Origin of the sequence: Janthinobacterium sp. KBS0711 (assembly GCF_000988085.1) — a bacterium.
Classification (GTDB): domain Bacteria; phylum Pseudomonadota; class Gammaproteobacteria; order Burkholderiales; family Burkholderiaceae_D; genus Janthinobacterium; species Janthinobacterium lividum_E.
The window spans coordinates 43,224-56,142 of sequence record NZ_LBCO01000011.1; the positions used below are offsets into that span (position 1 = coordinate 43,224).

General features: G+C 62.3%; 16 protein-coding genes. 6 read left to right on the forward strand and 10 right to left on the reverse strand.

Annotated elements, in window-relative coordinates; all coding sequences use genetic code 11:
• Window positions 1–40: 40 nt before the first annotated feature.
• The 7 genes from VM94_RS06520 to VM94_RS06550 all read right to left on the reverse strand — a co-directional run bounded on the left by VM94_RS06520 (window position 41) and on the right by VM94_RS06550 (window position 4,527).
• Window positions 41–238 (reverse strand): hypothetical protein, encoded by a 198-nt coding sequence (locus VM94_RS06520; protein WP_046682740.1) that lies wholly within the window; start codon window positions 236–238, stop codon window positions 41–43.
• A gap of 163 nt (window positions 239–401) precedes the next feature.
• Window positions 402–650: a hypothetical protein gene (locus tag VM94_RS06525; RefSeq protein ID WP_034756165.1), complete on the reverse strand. Its 249-nt coding sequence runs from the start codon at window positions 648–650 to the stop codon at window positions 402–404.
• Between the two features lie 100 nt (window positions 651–750).
• Window positions 751–1,674: a methyltransferase domain-containing protein gene (locus VM94_RS06530; RefSeq protein WP_046682741.1), complete on the reverse strand. Its 924-nt coding sequence runs from the start codon at window positions 1,672–1,674 to the stop codon at window positions 751–753.
• Between the two features lie 253 nt (window positions 1,675–1,927).
• On the reverse strand, window positions 1,928–2,578 hold the full coding sequence (locus tag VM94_RS06535) for an ankyrin repeat domain-containing protein (protein WP_052755581.1): 651 nt from the start codon (window positions 2,576–2,578) through the stop codon (window positions 1,928–1,930).
• 16 nt (window positions 2,579–2,594) lie between these two features.
• Complete coding sequence (locus VM94_RS06540; protein ID WP_046682742.1) at window positions 2,595–3,374, reverse strand: TatD family hydrolase; 780 nt, start codon at window positions 3,372–3,374, stop codon at window positions 2,595–2,597.
• 65 nt (window positions 3,375–3,439) lie between these two features.
• The gene (locus VM94_RS06545) at window positions 3,440–4,072 is read right to left on the reverse strand and encodes a carbonic anhydrase (RefSeq protein ID WP_046682743.1); all 633 of its coding nucleotides are present in this window, start codon (window positions 4,070–4,072) and stop codon (window positions 3,440–3,442) included.
• Window positions 4,073–4,140: 68 nt separating this feature from the next.
• Window positions 4,141–4,527, reverse strand: coding sequence for a VOC family protein (locus VM94_RS06550; protein WP_046682744.1), 387 nt, complete (start codon window positions 4,525–4,527; stop codon window positions 4,141–4,143).
• A gap of 153 nt (window positions 4,528–4,680) precedes the next feature.
• Here VM94_RS06550 and VM94_RS06555 point away from each other — a divergent pair, with 153 nt between their 5' ends.
• Window positions 4,681–5,040, forward strand: coding sequence for a hypothetical protein (locus VM94_RS06555; protein ID WP_046682745.1), 360 nt, complete (start codon window positions 4,681–4,683; stop codon window positions 5,038–5,040).
• 63 nt (window positions 5,041–5,103) lie between these two features.
• On the opposite strand, the gene VM94_RS06560 is transcribed toward VM94_RS06555, so the two are convergent.
• The 3 genes from VM94_RS06560 to mltG are packed head-to-tail and all read right to left on the reverse strand — an operon-like array spanning window position 5,104 to window position 7,800.
• Window positions 5,104–6,132 carry a DNA polymerase III subunit delta' gene (locus VM94_RS06560; RefSeq protein ID WP_046682746.1) on the reverse strand — a complete coding sequence of 343 codons (1,029 nt, stop codon included), beginning with the start codon at window positions 6,130–6,132 and terminating at the stop codon, window positions 5,104–5,106.
• A 15-nt stretch (window positions 6,133–6,147) separates the two neighbouring features.
• Window positions 6,148–6,789 (reverse strand): dTMP kinase, encoded by a 642-nt coding sequence (tmk, locus tag VM94_RS06565; RefSeq protein ID WP_046682747.1) that lies wholly within the window; start codon window positions 6,787–6,789, stop codon window positions 6,148–6,150.
• A gap of 24 nt (window positions 6,790–6,813) precedes the next feature.
• Window positions 6,814–7,800, reverse strand: a complete 987-nt coding sequence (gene mltG / locus VM94_RS06570; RefSeq protein WP_046682748.1) for an endolytic transglycosylase MltG — start codon at window positions 7,798–7,800, stop codon at window positions 6,814–6,816.
• Between the two features lie 176 nt (window positions 7,801–7,976).
• Here mltG and ygfZ point away from each other — a divergent pair, with 176 nt between their 5' ends.
• From ygfZ to xylB, 5 genes are all read left to right on the forward strand, one after another.
• Entirely contained in the window at window positions 7,977–9,083 is a 1,107-nt protein-coding gene (gene ygfZ / locus VM94_RS06575) for a CAF17-like 4Fe-4S cluster assembly/insertion protein YgfZ (protein WP_046682749.1), read from the forward strand.
• 7 nt (window positions 9,084–9,090) lie between these two features.
• A complete protein-coding gene (locus VM94_RS06580) occupies window positions 9,091–9,381 on the forward strand; it encodes a DUF4936 family protein (RefSeq protein ID WP_046682750.1) in 291 nt (96 codons plus the stop codon).
• Window positions 9,372–10,109 carry an NRDE family protein gene (locus VM94_RS06585; protein ID WP_046682751.1) on the forward strand — a complete coding sequence of 246 codons (738 nt, stop codon included), beginning with the start codon at window positions 9,372–9,374 and terminating at the stop codon, window positions 10,107–10,109. The genes VM94_RS06580 and VM94_RS06585 overlap by 10 nt, the downstream gene beginning before the upstream one ends.
• A 292-nt stretch (window positions 10,110–10,401) precedes the next feature.
• Window positions 10,402–11,403 carry a LacI family DNA-binding transcriptional regulator gene (locus tag VM94_RS06590; protein ID WP_046682752.1) on the forward strand — a complete coding sequence of 334 codons (1,002 nt, stop codon included), beginning with the start codon at window positions 10,402–10,404 and terminating at the stop codon, window positions 11,401–11,403.
• 31 nt (window positions 11,404–11,434) lie between these two features.
• Window positions 11,435–12,919 carry a xylulokinase gene (gene xylB, locus VM94_RS06595; RefSeq protein ID WP_200899205.1) on the forward strand — a complete coding sequence of 495 codons (1,485 nt, stop codon included), beginning with the start codon at window positions 11,435–11,437 and terminating at the stop codon, window positions 12,917–12,919.

The following is a 12,919-nucleotide window of genomic DNA, read 5'->3' on the forward strand; positions in this document are numbered from 1 at the left end:
ACGAAAATGGCGCCGACGGCGCCATTTTTTATGGGAAATATTATCGCTGGCCGCCGCCCAGCACGCGGGCCGGCAGCATGACGATGGCGCGCAGCAATTCGAACACGCCTTCCACGCCGATGCCGATCAAACGGAATGGCAGCAACAGCAGCCAGGCCAGCGGATACAGCACGAGGGCCAGCAAGGCCAGGGGCCAGCATACGAGCAAGAGCAGCAGCCACAGCACAAATCCCAGCATCGCGTCCCCCTAGAATGAAATGTGCGGAGCAAGCCGTGCTTGCCCCGCTACCGTGACAGCACTATATAAAAGCGCCGCCATGGCGGCAACGGCCATGCGATGAACTGCGTGCTGGGGGGATGAACGGTGCAAAAACGGGAATGAGCGGCGCTTGTGGAAACCTTTATTGACCGACGCAAATCACTTTCGTGATGTACTCGTGCGCGTTCGGCTTCTTGCTGGTGGCCCATTTGATGGCCTGGTTGGCATCTTCGATGGTCAGGATCGAGGCCTTGTCCTTCGACTTGATGAAGGACACGCCTTCAAACACGCCTTCCTTGCTGCGCATTACCTTGGCAAACACGGGCGGCTTGGTCTCGCCATCGCTGATTTTGTTCTGTTGCACGAGGTAACGCTGATCGATCTGTTCCATGATAGTAAAGCTGTCCGGTGGGTAAAAGACGAAATATACCCTGAATGGACAAACGCCGCAGGACGAAATCGCTGCGGCGTTGCCTTTGGATCAACGATGCTTATGCGTAGACGGCGTTCTGCGTGACTGGCTGCAGATTCACGTCATAGATCACCTGCGCGCGGATCGACGTTTCCAGCGAAGGAATCGAGCCGCCGGCGCGGTACTGGAAGCTCACCTGCAGCACGTCGCCCGCCTTCACGGCGATGGGCGTGGCCAGCGGCAGGCACATGTAATGGTTCAGCCAGTCGATGGTGGTCGAGCGCTCGGGCACGACGGCCAGGATGTTCTTGGTGACGAAACGCAAGGCGTTCAGGGTGCCGCTGCGCTCGACAACGAACTTGCCGTCGAAGCCAAACACGCTGTCCGTCGGCTGGCTGAAGTCGATGATGCTGTAGACGGACGGCGGCGCCAGTTCCTGCACGCCAGGATGGATGGCCGTGGTTTCCTGGAATTGCACGATGGGCGCATAAAAACCTTCGAAATCGTATTCCTGCTGCATCGGCTGCACGGCCATGATGACGGCTTCGGGCAGGAAGATCGGCAGCGGACCGCCAAAGCGGGCCAGGTAGCGGCGCTTGAACGATTCGATCACTTCCACCTGTTTTTCGCGCAGCATGCCAACATGGATCATTTCGCAAATGACGACATCGACGGGCTCGGGCGGCAGGTATTCAAACGCGTCCGCATGGACGACCTCGACTTTTTCACCGTTGGGATTGAGCGCCAGCATCTTGCGCGCTTCCTTGACCATGTCCGGATTGAACTCCACGCACCACACCTTGTCGGCGCGCGCGGCCGCAAACCACGACAGCACGCCCGTGCCGCCGCCCAGCTCCAGCACTTTCATGCCGGGTTTTACCGCGTAATCGATCGCCGACTTGAACCCGTGCATGCGGTTCTGGTCCATCAACATATTGTGGTGGTAATGGACGGGGATAAATTGCCCCAGGTAACAACTCTCGATTTCTCGTTCATTCAGCATGTCTGTCCTCTTGGAGTCTGGCTCCGATGGCCGATCGGTTTTGTCATTCCAGAAAGCAGTGATATCGCACGGGCTGCGCGAGGGGCGGCGACAGTACAGCCGGCGCCTGACGTTGATGTGATTGCCCATGCGACGTATCTCCTGATTAATGCGACACGATCATTATCGTTAATCGGCACGGAGAACAAAGGGCTGAGCTGAGAGGCAATTCCATGCCAGTTTCAGCGCTGGCATGGAAAATATTGCTAGAAGATTACTTTCGTGATGCGCGCGCCTTCTGCGCCGCTTCGATGATGGCGACCACGCCCGGCTTGTCGCCGGCCTGGGCGAACTGCGCGGCCGTCCAGCCGTGGTCGCTTTTCAGGCTGGCGTCCGCGCCCCACGACAGCAGCAGCTTGACGGCGCCCTCCTGACCTTCGCGGGCGGAAAACATCAGCGGCGTGACGTTGGCGGGCGCGCGCGCATCGACCACGGCATCGCGGTCCAATAAAATCTTCATGATGGGCAAGTCGCCCGCCGAGGCCGCATAGTGCAGCGCCGTCCAGCCGCTCTGGTTGACCTTCGCACCTTTGGCCAGCAAGGCTTCCACGGCATCCTGCTTGTGTTTATAGGCGGCCATCATCAGCGCCGTGTTGCCGTTCGCCGAACGGGCTTCGATGTCGATGCCGGGTGCCTCGAGCAGCAGCTTGAAAACCCGGTCCGCATCGTCGCGCAAGGCCAGCACGAGGGGGATGTCGCCCCGCTGCGCGTCCGGCTGGTTCGGGTTCATGCCGTCAAGCAGCATGTCGCGCACGCCGCTGGCGTTGTTGACGGACACGGCGCGGAAGAAGGCATCCGGTTCCGGCGCCGCCTGGCTGGCGGCAGCGCAGCACAGCAGCATCGCGAAGGCGAGTTTTTTCATCATGTCTGACCTTAAGAAGTTATGGCAACTGATTGAATAATTTGAAGAAATTGTCCGTCGTCTGCTGCGCCACCTGGGCCAGCGGGATGCCTTTCAGGGTCGACAGGTATTCCGCCACGTGGGCCACGTAGCCCGGCTCGTTCATGCGGCCTCGGAACGGCACGGGCGCCAGGTACGGCGAATCCGTCTCGATAAGGATGCGCTCGAGCGGCACTTCCAGGGCCACGGCTTGCAAATCCTTGGCGCTCTTGAAGGTGACGATGCCGGAAAATGAAATATAGAAACCCATGTCGATGGCGGCGCGCGCCACTTCCAATGATTCCGTAAAGCAGTGCATGACGCCGGCCACGCCGCCGTCGGCCACGCCAGCGCCCTCTTCGCGCATGATGCGTATGGTGTCTTCGCTGGCCGCTCTTGTGTGAATAATCAAGGGCTTGCGCGTGATTCTTGAAGCTTTGATGTGAGTTCTGAAACGCTCGCGCTGCCACTCGAGGTCGCCCGTCAGGCGGAAATAATCGAGGCCCGTCTCGCCGATGGCGATGATCTTCGGGTGGTCGGCCAGACGCACCAGGTCTTCCACGGACGGTTCAGGCGTGTCTTCGTAGTCGGGATGCACGCCGACGGACGCAAAGATATGCGGATACTGCTCAGCCAGGGCCAGCACCTGTGGAAAGTCCGGCAAGTCGACGGACACGCACAGCGCGTGCGTCACCTTGTTCTCGGCCATCTTGGCGAGGATCTCGGGCATGCGAGCAGCCAGCTCGGGGAAATTGATATGGCAATGGGAATCGATATACATAAGGCGGGATTGTACCGGAGCACAGGAAAACTGGCAGGGGAAAGGGCGCCGAAGCGCCCTGATGTTCACAGCTGCGATGCAGGATGTTCCGCGAGCGGCACGAAGTTGCCGCTCGACTCGTCGAGCGCGTCGAGCGAACCGTTCTCGATGTCGTACACCCAGCCGTGCAGGGTCAGCCGGTGTTGCGCCATGGCCAGCGCCACCGAAGGATGGGTGCGCAGGTTATTCAGTTGCGCCACCACGTTGGCGCGCACCATGCCGTCGATGCGCGACTGTTCCGTCGGATGCTCGACCGATTCGTTGATCATGCGCGCCGCATCCGCATGGTGCAGCCAGCTGCGCACGGCCGGCATGTGGTCGAGGCAGGCGCAGGTGGCAATCGCCTTCATCGCGCCGCAATCGGAATGGCCGCAAATGACGATGTCGGTCACGTTCAAGGCGGACACGGCAAATTCAACCGTGGCGCTGACGCCGCCTGGTTCCGGGCCGTACGAGGGCACGATGTTGCCCGCGTTGCGGATCACGAAGAGTTCGCCTGGCTCGCGCTGCGTCACCAGTTCCGGCACCATGCGGCTGTCCGAGCAGGAAATGAACAGGGCCTTCGGGGTTTGCCCCGTGGCCAGGGTCTTGAACAACTCGCGGCGCTCAGGAAAAACCTCTTTTTGGAAGCGTAGGAATCCAGCAATAATGTCGCGCATAATAAATAGGGATCGTTATCTGAGCCGGTATTATCGCTGAATGGCGTCTGGCTTGCCTACTGCCCCGCTTACTGCCCCTGTGGCGGTTGCCACAGCTCCACCTTGTTGCCCTCGGGGTCGATGACCCAGCCGAACTGGCCGTATTCCGAATCGGGCGCCTTGTCCAGCACCTCACAGCCTTCCTCGCGCAAGGCTTGCAACAGCGCATCGAGGTCGTCGACCCGGTAATTGATCATGAAGGCAGCCTTGCCAGGCGCGAATTGCTCGCTGTCCCTGGCCGCCACGGACCAGATGGTGGTGCCGGCCGCGGGCTGGCCGTCAGCATCCGTCCAGGTAAAGGCGGCGCCGCCCCAGGGCTGCACGTCCAGGCCCAGGTGGCGCTGGTACCAAGCGCGCAGCGCGGCTGGGTCTTGCGCCTGGAAAAAGATGCCGCCGATGCCAGTAACTCGTTTCATGCCCGCCTCCGTTGCTGTCCAGTGCGTTGACTGTAACACCGGCTTGCGGGCATGGCAAACGAGCATGGCCGGTAGGCAAAAACGTTATCAAGATGTATAGTGGCTTGCCGGTACGTAACCATGGGGTTGCGCGCGGATACGTGGAGAGCGTTCATGCTGAAAGTTGTTGGCCCTTTGATACTGCTGGCCTGCCTGGCCCTGACAGCCCCTGCGCATGCACAGGATAAACGCGACGCACCAAAATCCAACTCCGAGGCGAGCTTGTGCGCGCCCGTGTGTGCGTCGGCACGCCAGGAATGCCGCGCGCAAGTGCAGCAAGCAACGGAAGACGATACCAGCCCCATGCTGTCGATGAAGCCAAGCAGCAATCCCTACGCTGCCGCGAGCAGGGAAACGGGAGCCCAGTCGCAGCAGTTGCAACCGACGCAAGCCCAGGCCTTTCGTGCCCGGCGCGCCGAACGTCAGCAAGCCTGTGACGTGCAATACCGCAGTTGCACGCGCACCTGCGGTTAAGTCATTTCAATCGGCTCAAGAATCGTATAATTCACATTAACTTTATACCGCAAGCGATTGATTTTATTGATAACTTGAAGCGTAATCGAGCAGCATATCTTCCAGGAACAGCTTGGGCGACAAGGGATGCTCGGCAATCGCCCGGCGCTCGTTCGCCGCCTTGATGGCGGCCATCAAACGACTCACGTTGATGCGTCCTGCCAAGGCTTCCAGTTCGCGCCGGTGGCGCGGGTAGTAGCGGATGGCGCCCGACAGCTTGACGGAAAACAAGTCGTACAGCCAGCGCTGCAGCGATGCCACCAGCGGCGCCAGCGGCGCCTTCTGCAATTTATCGGCCGCCTTCAGGGCAGCTTCCACGCCGGGATTGGCCAGCACTTGCAACAATTGTTCCGTCTCTTGCCGGCCGCCCGATTCGGACTGGGCCAGCGCGGCCAGCGGTGCGCCGCCCTGCTCGCGCAGCCAGCTGTCCGCATCGTTCAAGCCTTGGGCCTTGAGCCACGTCAAGGCCTGCTCGTGGCTGGGCATGGGCAAGGCGAATTTCCTGCAGCGCGACAGAATCGTCGGCAGCAAGCGATCCAGGCTGTTCGAGGCCAGCAGGAACAAGGTGCCCGGCGGCGGTTCTTCCAGGGTTTTCAGCAAGGCGTTCGAGGCGGGCGTGTTCAGCGCTTCGGCCGGGTACAGCACCACCACACGCAAGCCTTGCCGGTGCGTGGAAATGTTCATGAAGTCGGCCAGGTTGCGGATCTGCTCGATCTTGATGTCTTTTGACGGCGTCTTGGTCTTGGCGCTTTTCTTCGCGCCTTCGCCCTCTTCACCGTCGTCGGCCACCTCGTCTTCCAGCGCTTCCGGACGCACGCGGCGGTAATCGGGATGGTTGCCCTGGCTAAACCAGCCGCACGAGGCGCAGGTGCCGCAGGCATGGCCGTCGGCGCGCACGTCTTCGCACAGCAACGCCTGCGCGAAATGCTCGATGAAGTCGGCCTTGCCGATGCCCTGCGCGCCATGGAACAAAATGGCGTGCGGCATGCGCGGGCGCAAGGCTTGCAATTGCTGCCAGGCGTCCTGTTGCCACGGATAGAGAGAACTGGTCATTTTATTCTTTGTAAATCAGCGTGTTGCGACGCTTTGTTCGAGCAAAATATCAAGTAACTGCGCGAGTTGCACCTGGATGTCGGCAATGCTTTGCGTGGAGTCGATGATGCGGAAGCGTTCCGGGAACTGGGCCGCGCGGCGCAGATATTCGTTGCGCGTGGCGGCAAAAAAGTTCGATCGTTCCTGCTCGAATTTATCCAGTGCGCGCGTCGCATCGAGGCGGGCGCGGGCCACGGCCAGCGGCACGTCGAACAAAAACGTCAAGTCCGGCTGCAAGTGCGGGTGAACCCACGCTTCCAGCGCTTCCATCTTGCCCAGATCCATGCCGCGGCCACCGCCCTGGTAGGCGAAGCTGGCATCGGTGAAACGGTCGGAAATGACCCACTCGCCCCGTTCCAGGGCGGGCGCGATGACTTGCGCGATGTGTTCGCGGCGGCTGGCGAACATCAGCAAGGCTTCCGTTTCCAGATGCATCTTTTCATGCAGCAGCAGTTCGCGCAGCTTTTCGCCCAGGCTGGTGCCGCCCGGTTCGCGCGACGAGACGAGGCTCACCCCCCTTTGCTGCAGGTAGTCGGTGACAAAGCCGATATGCGTCGACTTGCCCGCGCCATCGATGCCTTCGAAGGTGATGAAACGGGGTTGATATTGTTGTGTCATGAAACTCTTAATCTTGTGATGATATTAACGCTGATACTGGTTCACGGCGCGGTTATGGTCGGGCAAGTTGGCCGAGAACTGGCTGGTGCCGTCGCCGCGCGCCACGAAATACAGCGCTTGCGTGCGGGCCGGCGCCAGCGCCGCCGTCAGCGATTGCGCGCCAGCCAGGGCGATCGGCGTGGGCGGCAAGCCGCCGCGCGTGTAGGTATTGTACGGGGTGTCCGCTTCCAGGTCGCGTTTGCGGATCTTGCCCTGGTAATTGTCGCCCATGCCATAGATCACGGTCGGGTCCGTCTGCAGCAGCATGCCCGTCTTCAGGCGGTTGACGAACACGCCGGCAATCATCGCGCGCTCGGACTTTTGCCCCGTTTCCTTTTCCACGATGGAAGCCATGATCAGCGCCTCGTACGGGTTTTTATATGGCAAGGCCGGATCGCGCTTGTCCCACGCTTCGGACAGGCGGCCGATCATGGCCGTGTGCGCCTGCTTGAAAATCTGCATTTCGCTGGCGCCCTTGGCGAACAGATACGTGTCCGGGAAGAACAAGCCTTCCGGCAGCACATATTCGGGGCTGATCTTCGCCATCAGTTCCTTGTCGGACAGGCCCACGGTATCGTGCTTGAGGCCCGGGTGGTTGGCCATGGCCAGGCGCATCTGCTTGAACGTCCAGCCTTCGATGATGGTCAGCGACTCTTGCGCGAACTCGCCGCGCGCCAGCTGCGTGATCAAGCGCTGCGGCGTGGTGCCCGGTTTCAATTCGTAGGAACCGGCCTTGATCTTCGAAGTCTTGCCTTCGATGCGCGCCAGCATATTGAACAGGATGGGCACGATGGGCACGCCCGCGTCCGCGATCTGCTGGCCTGCCGCATGCGCGCCACTGCCCGGGCTGATCGTAAACGGGATCGCTTCGCCGTCGATGGTGATGGGCTGCTGCGCCCAGTACACAAAAGTACCGCCCACGCCGATGGCGGCGATGACTGAACTGACTACAAGTTTTTTAAAGAAAGCCATTGTTCCGATTCTTGTGATGCGCTCGCTGACAGGCAGCGCGCGCTTGTTATGATCGTTCATTTGTGAAGCAAGTGCGCGCAAAGCGGCGCCAACACTGGCAATCTTGCCGTTGCCGACGCAATCTGCGCGACATCACTATAATGAACCCGTAATGATAATGCTTAATCGCTGATCTAATGGAAATTATGAATAACTGGAATCAATTTTTAACCGCCCAAGGCGCCCGCCCCGTTGCCATCGATGGCGCGCCTGACGGCACCGCAAACGCCCCTGTCGCCGATTTCGGCCAGTCCCTGACAGTGCCCCAGCTGCAAGAAGGTTTTGTCGCGGCCATCACGGACCAGGGTTTGATCGGCTTGAACGGCGACGATGTAGCCAGTTTCCTGCACGGCCAGCTGACCAACGATGTGGAACACCTGAACCAGGAGCAAGTACGCCTGGCCGGCTACTGCACGCCGAAGGGCCGCTTGCTGGCCAGTTTCCTGATGTGGCGCAACGCCACCACCATTTATCTGCAATTGCCGCGCGCCATACAGCCGGCCATCCAGAAGCGCCTGCAGATGTTCGTGCTGCGCGCCAAGGCCAAGCTGCACGATGCGTCCGCTGATGATGCCAATCAAGTCGTCCTGGGCCTCGGCGGTCAAAAGGCCAGCGCGGCCCTGTCCGCCTGGTTCCCGGCGCTGCCCGCCACGCCGTTCAGCAAGGTCGAGCATGCACTGGGCACCCTGCTGCGCGTGGCCGATGCGTTTGGCAGCGCCCGCTATGAATGGCTGACGTCGGCCGCCACGGCGCGCGACGTGTGGCCGCCATTGACAGAGCAGCTGGCCCAGGGCGGCAATGACGCCTGGCAATTGTCGGAAATCCACGCGGGCATCCCGCAGATCACGGCCGCCACGCAAGAGCAGTTCGTGCCGCAAATGGTCAACTTCGAGCTGCTGGGAGGCGTCAATTTCAAGAAAGGCTGCTACCCGGGCCAGGAAATCGTCGCGCGCAGCCAGTACCTAGGCAAGCTCAAGCGCCGCACCACCCTCGTCAGCATCGCTGATGCAACCGTCGTCGCCGGTGGCGAACTGTTCGCCGTCAGCGATCCCGAGCAACCGTGCGGCATGGTCGTCAACGCGGCGCCAAATGGCGTGGGCGGCATCGACGCCCTCGTTGAAATGAAGCTGGGGGCAATCGAAGAAGGTTCAAGCGCCGCCGGCGCCGTGCGCTACGGCTCGGCCCAGGGCGCTGCCGTGCAGTTCCTGCCCATGCCTTACGTGCTCGACGCACTCGACTTGTGAGAATGCCATGAAAGATTTGTACATTTATTACCAAGTCAAGGAAGAGCACGCCCAGGCGCTGGAAGCCCGGGTCCGCGCCTTGCAAGCGAAACTGGCGGCCGCGTCCGGCGTGGCGCCGCAACTGAAGCGTCGTCCTGACGCCAAGGATGGCTTGCAGACGTGGATGGAAATTTATCCTGTCGTCGGCGAAGGTTTTGCCGAGCTGCTGGTCAGCGCATCCGACGAAGCGGGCTTGCTGTCGTTGACGGCTGGTGCCCGCCATACGGAAGTGTTCATGGATTTGCCTCCATGTGCCTGATCGTTTTTGCCTGGAAAGTCAATCCGCACATCCCGCTGATTGCCGCCGCCAACCGCGACGAATTCTATGAACGCGCCAGCGCCCCCGCCGGCGCCTGGCCCGAACACCCGCAAGTGTATGCAGGCCGCGACCTGCAGGCGGGCGGCAGCTGGATGGGCATCACCCAGGCCGGCAGCGGCAGCTCGCGCTTTGCCGCCATCACGAATATCCGCAGCCCGCAAGACCGCAACCCCGACGCTCCCTCGCGCGGCGCCCTCGTGGCCGACTATTTGGCCGGCAACATGTCGCCGCAAGACTACATCGCGCAAATCCGCCCCGGCAGCGGTGCCTACAACGGTTTCAATCTGGTGCTCGGCGATGCGGACACCCTGATCTGGTTTTCCAACCGGGGCGATGGCGATGCGCGCAACGGCCAGCCGCTGGAACCGGGCATCTACGGCCTGTCGAACGCCCTGCTCGACGCGCCGTGGCCGAAGGTCTTGAAGACCAAGGCCCAGTTCGCCAGCCTGCTGTGCCAGGGCGCGCCGGACGAAGCGTATTTCGACATGCTGGCCGACACCACGCGCGCGCCCGACTTCCGCTTGCCGGACACGGGCGTGCCGCTCGACCTCGAGCGCGTGCTGTCCGCCGTCTGCATCGAAACGCCGGGCTACGGCACGCGCACGTCCACCGTCGTGAAACTGTTCCCGGACTCTCCCGGCGAACTGCATGAGCTGGTGATACAGTAGGTCGGGTAGGTCGGGTAGGTCGGGTTAGCGCGCGAGCGCGTAACCCGACAACACCACCACACGCAACCGGCATCACCGCCGTCCCCGATGTCGGATTACGCGCCCCTGCGGCGCGCTAATCCGACCTACGCAAGCCTCCCCTCTCTTCATCGAAAACCCACTCAACATCGGCACGCACAAAAAAGAAAGCGCTTGCGCAAGCGCTTTCTTTTGTTTACGATAGATTCAAACGCGGCGACACAGCCGTACTTAATCGCAGCACACAATAATAATAAAACCATCAGGAGACACCATGGCCACCATGGAAGATGTAGCGCGGGCGGCGGACGTATCGTTGTCGACCGTCTCTCACGTACTGAACGGCACCCGCAAGGTCAGCCCGAAAACCGTCGCCGCCGTCAATGCGGCCATGCAGCAGATCGGCTATGTGCCCAACATGCTGGCGCGCGCGCTGGCCGGTTCCTCGTCGGGCACCATCGGCGTGGCCATTTCCGCCTTCACCAATCATTACTTCAGCGAAACCGTGCGCGCCATCGAGGCCGCCTGCACGCGCCATGGCCTGATGATGCTGTTTTCCGATACGCATGACGATCCCGAGCAGGAATTGAAAGTGGTGCAGAACTTGCACCAGCGCCGAGTCGACGGCATCGTGCTGGCGCCGTCGGGCGACACGCATCACCGCACGCTCGACTATTTGACCAGCAACAAGATCGCTTCCGTGCTGGTGGACCGCATGTCGGCGCAGCCTTTCGACCAGGTGGGCGTGGAAAATATCGAGGCGACGGCCGAACTGGTCGGCCACCTGATCACCGTCCACGGCCACCGCCGCATCGGCTTCATCGCGGGCGCGCCCGGCCTGTCCACGACGGACGAGCGTATCGACGGCTATCGCCTGGCCTTGCAGCGCGCCAATATCGTCTTCGACCCCGCACTGCTGCGCTCAGGCGACTCCAATCTGGAGCGCAGCGGCGCGGCCACGCGCGAATTGCTGGCCCTGCCGCAGCGCCCGACGGCCATCGTTGCCGGCAATAACCTGATGACCATCGGCACCATGCACGCCTTGCGCGACGCGCACATTGCGGTACCGCAAGACGTGTCCCTGGCAGGCTTCGATGATTTCGACTGGGCCGATTATTTCAGCCCCCGCTTGACCGTGATGGCGCAGCCGCTCGAAGAGCTGGGCGCCATGGCCGTCGACCTGCTGATCGACCGTATCGCCAACCCGGGCCGCGCCCGGCACGTGCAGCGCTTGTCGCCGACCCTGCGCGTACGCAATTCCTGCGGCTGCCTCTGACCTTTTACAGCAAACCATAATGCATCCAGCGATTTCCCTCGGTATCGATCTCGGTACCTCCGAACTGAAAACCGTGCTGATGGACAGCACTGGCACCGTGCGCGGCCAGGCTTCCGTGCGCATCGATACCAGCCGCCCGCAGCCGGGCTGGTCCGAACAAGCGCCGCAGGACTGGTGGGCCGCCTGCGTCAACGCGCTGGGCCAGCTGCGCGCCGGCTGGCCGCAGGAATATGCGCAGATCGCCTGCATCGGCCTGTCGGGCCAGATGCATGGCGCCGTGCTGCTCGACAGCGACGACAATGTAATTCGTCCCGCCATCCTGTGGAACGATGCGCGCGCCGAAGCCGAAGCGGCTGCCATGGCGCGCGACTATCCCGCCTATGCGGACGTGACGGGCAGCCTGCCCATGGCGGGATTGACGGCGCCGAAACTGCTGTGGCTGCAAACGCACGAGCCTGACGCTTTCAATGCCACCGCCTGCCTGCTGTCGCCCAAGGATTACCTGCGCCTGCAACTGACTGGCAACAAGGTCACCGACATGTCCGACGCGGCCGGCACCCTGTGGCTGGACGAGGCCAAGCGTGCCTGGTTCGCCCCCATGCTGGCCGCCTGCGGCCTGGCGCCGGAACAGATGCCGGCCTTGGCCGAAGGCGATGCCGCCACGGGCACGGTGCTGGCCGCCGTGGCAGACAAGCTGGGCTTGCCATTGGACGTAGTGGTGGCGGCCGGCGGCGGCGACAATCCCGTCTCGGCCGTGGGCATCGGCGCCGTCAACGGCGGCGACAGTTTCATTTCGCTGGGCACCAGCGCCGCCATCGTTTCCGTCACCGAAGCGCCTTTGGGCAACCCGGCCGGCGGCGTGCACAGTTTTTGCCACGCCCTGCCCGGCCGCTGGTATGCGATGGGCGCGATCCTGTCCGGCGCCAGCTGCCTGCGCTGGGCCACGGGCGTACTGGGCCAGCCCGACGAGGCAGCCCTGCTGGCGCTGGTGGAAAGCGCTCTGCCGCTCGACAGCGCCATCGCGCCCTCCGCGCCCCTGTTCCTGCCCTACCTGTCGGGCGAGCGCACGCCGCATAACGACCCGCAAGTGCGCGGCGCCTTCCTGCAACTGGGCCACGACAGCACACCGGCGCAACTCGGCTACGCCGTACTCGAAGGCGTGGCCTTCGCCTTGCGCGACGCCATGGCCGCCGTCACGTCGACGGGCGCCGTCGTTCCCCACTGCATGCTGGTGGGCGGCGGCGCGCGCAGCCAGTACTGGGCGCAGTTGCTGGCCAATGTGCTGGGCCGCGAGATGCGCACCCTGCACAACAGCGAACTGTCGGCCAGCCTGGGCGCGGCCAAGCTGGGCTTTGCTGCCATCGGCCAGCGCCAGTTGCTGGCCACCAGCTTGCCCATCAAAAACACTTTCCTGCCCGATGCCGCGCACAGCGCAGCCTTGAGCATCCGTTACGGCCGCTACCGTAGCCTGTTTCCCGCCGTGCAAGCCTTGCACCAACTCAGTGATAAGGAATAG

What these genes read in the sequence shown, in the direction of transcription:
- VM94_RS06525 (WP_034756165.1), bottom strand. Translation starts at nt 650, where the DNA reads ATGGAACAGATCGATCAGCGTTACCTCGTGCAACAGAACAAAATCAGC.
- VM94_RS06590 (WP_046682752.1), top strand. Translation starts at nt 10,402, where the DNA reads ATGGCCACCATGGAAGATGTAGCGCGGGCGGCGGACGTATCGTTGTCG.
- ygfZ (WP_046682749.1), top strand. Translation starts at nt 7,977, where the DNA reads ATGGAAATTATGAATAACTGGAATCAATTTTTAACCGCCCAAGGCGCC.
- VM94_RS06530 (WP_046682741.1), bottom strand. Translation starts at nt 1,674, where the DNA reads ATGCTGAATGAACGAGAAATCGAGAGTTGTTACCTGGGGCAATTTATC.
- tmk (WP_046682747.1), bottom strand. Translation starts at nt 6,789, where the DNA reads ATGACACAACAATATCAACCCCGTTTCATCACCTTCGAAGGCATCGAT.
- VM94_RS06580 (WP_046682750.1), top strand. Translation starts at nt 9,091, where the DNA reads ATGAAAGATTTGTACATTTATTACCAAGTCAAGGAAGAGCACGCCCAG.
- VM94_RS06585 (WP_046682751.1), top strand. Translation starts at nt 9,372, where the DNA reads ATGTGCCTGATCGTTTTTGCCTGGAAAGTCAATCCGCACATCCCGCTG.
- VM94_RS06555 (WP_046682745.1), top strand. Translation starts at nt 4,681, where the DNA reads ATGCTGAAAGTTGTTGGCCCTTTGATACTGCTGGCCTGCCTGGCCCTG.
- VM94_RS06560 (WP_046682746.1), bottom strand. Translation starts at nt 6,132, where the DNA reads ATGACCAGTTCTCTCTATCCGTGGCAACAGGACGCCTGGCAGCAATTG.
- mltG (WP_046682748.1), bottom strand. Translation starts at nt 7,800, where the DNA reads ATGGCTTTCTTTAAAAAACTTGTAGTCAGTTCAGTCATCGCCGCCATC.
- VM94_RS06540 (WP_046682742.1), bottom strand. Translation starts at nt 3,374, where the DNA reads ATGTATATCGATTCCCATTGCCATATCAATTTCCCCGAGCTGGCTGCT.
- VM94_RS06545 (WP_046682743.1), bottom strand. Translation starts at nt 4,072, where the DNA reads ATGCGCGACATTATTGCTGGATTCCTACGCTTCCAAAAAGAGGTTTTT.
- VM94_RS06550 (WP_046682744.1), bottom strand. Translation starts at nt 4,527, where the DNA reads ATGAAACGAGTTACTGGCATCGGCGGCATCTTTTTCCAGGCGCAAGAC.
- VM94_RS06535 (WP_052755581.1), bottom strand. Translation starts at nt 2,578, where the DNA reads ATGATGAAAAAACTCGCCTTCGCGATGCTGCTGTGCTGCGCTGCCGCC.
- VM94_RS06520 (WP_046682740.1), bottom strand. Translation starts at nt 238, where the DNA reads ATGCTGGGATTTGTGCTGTGGCTGCTGCTCTTGCTCGTATGCTGGCCC.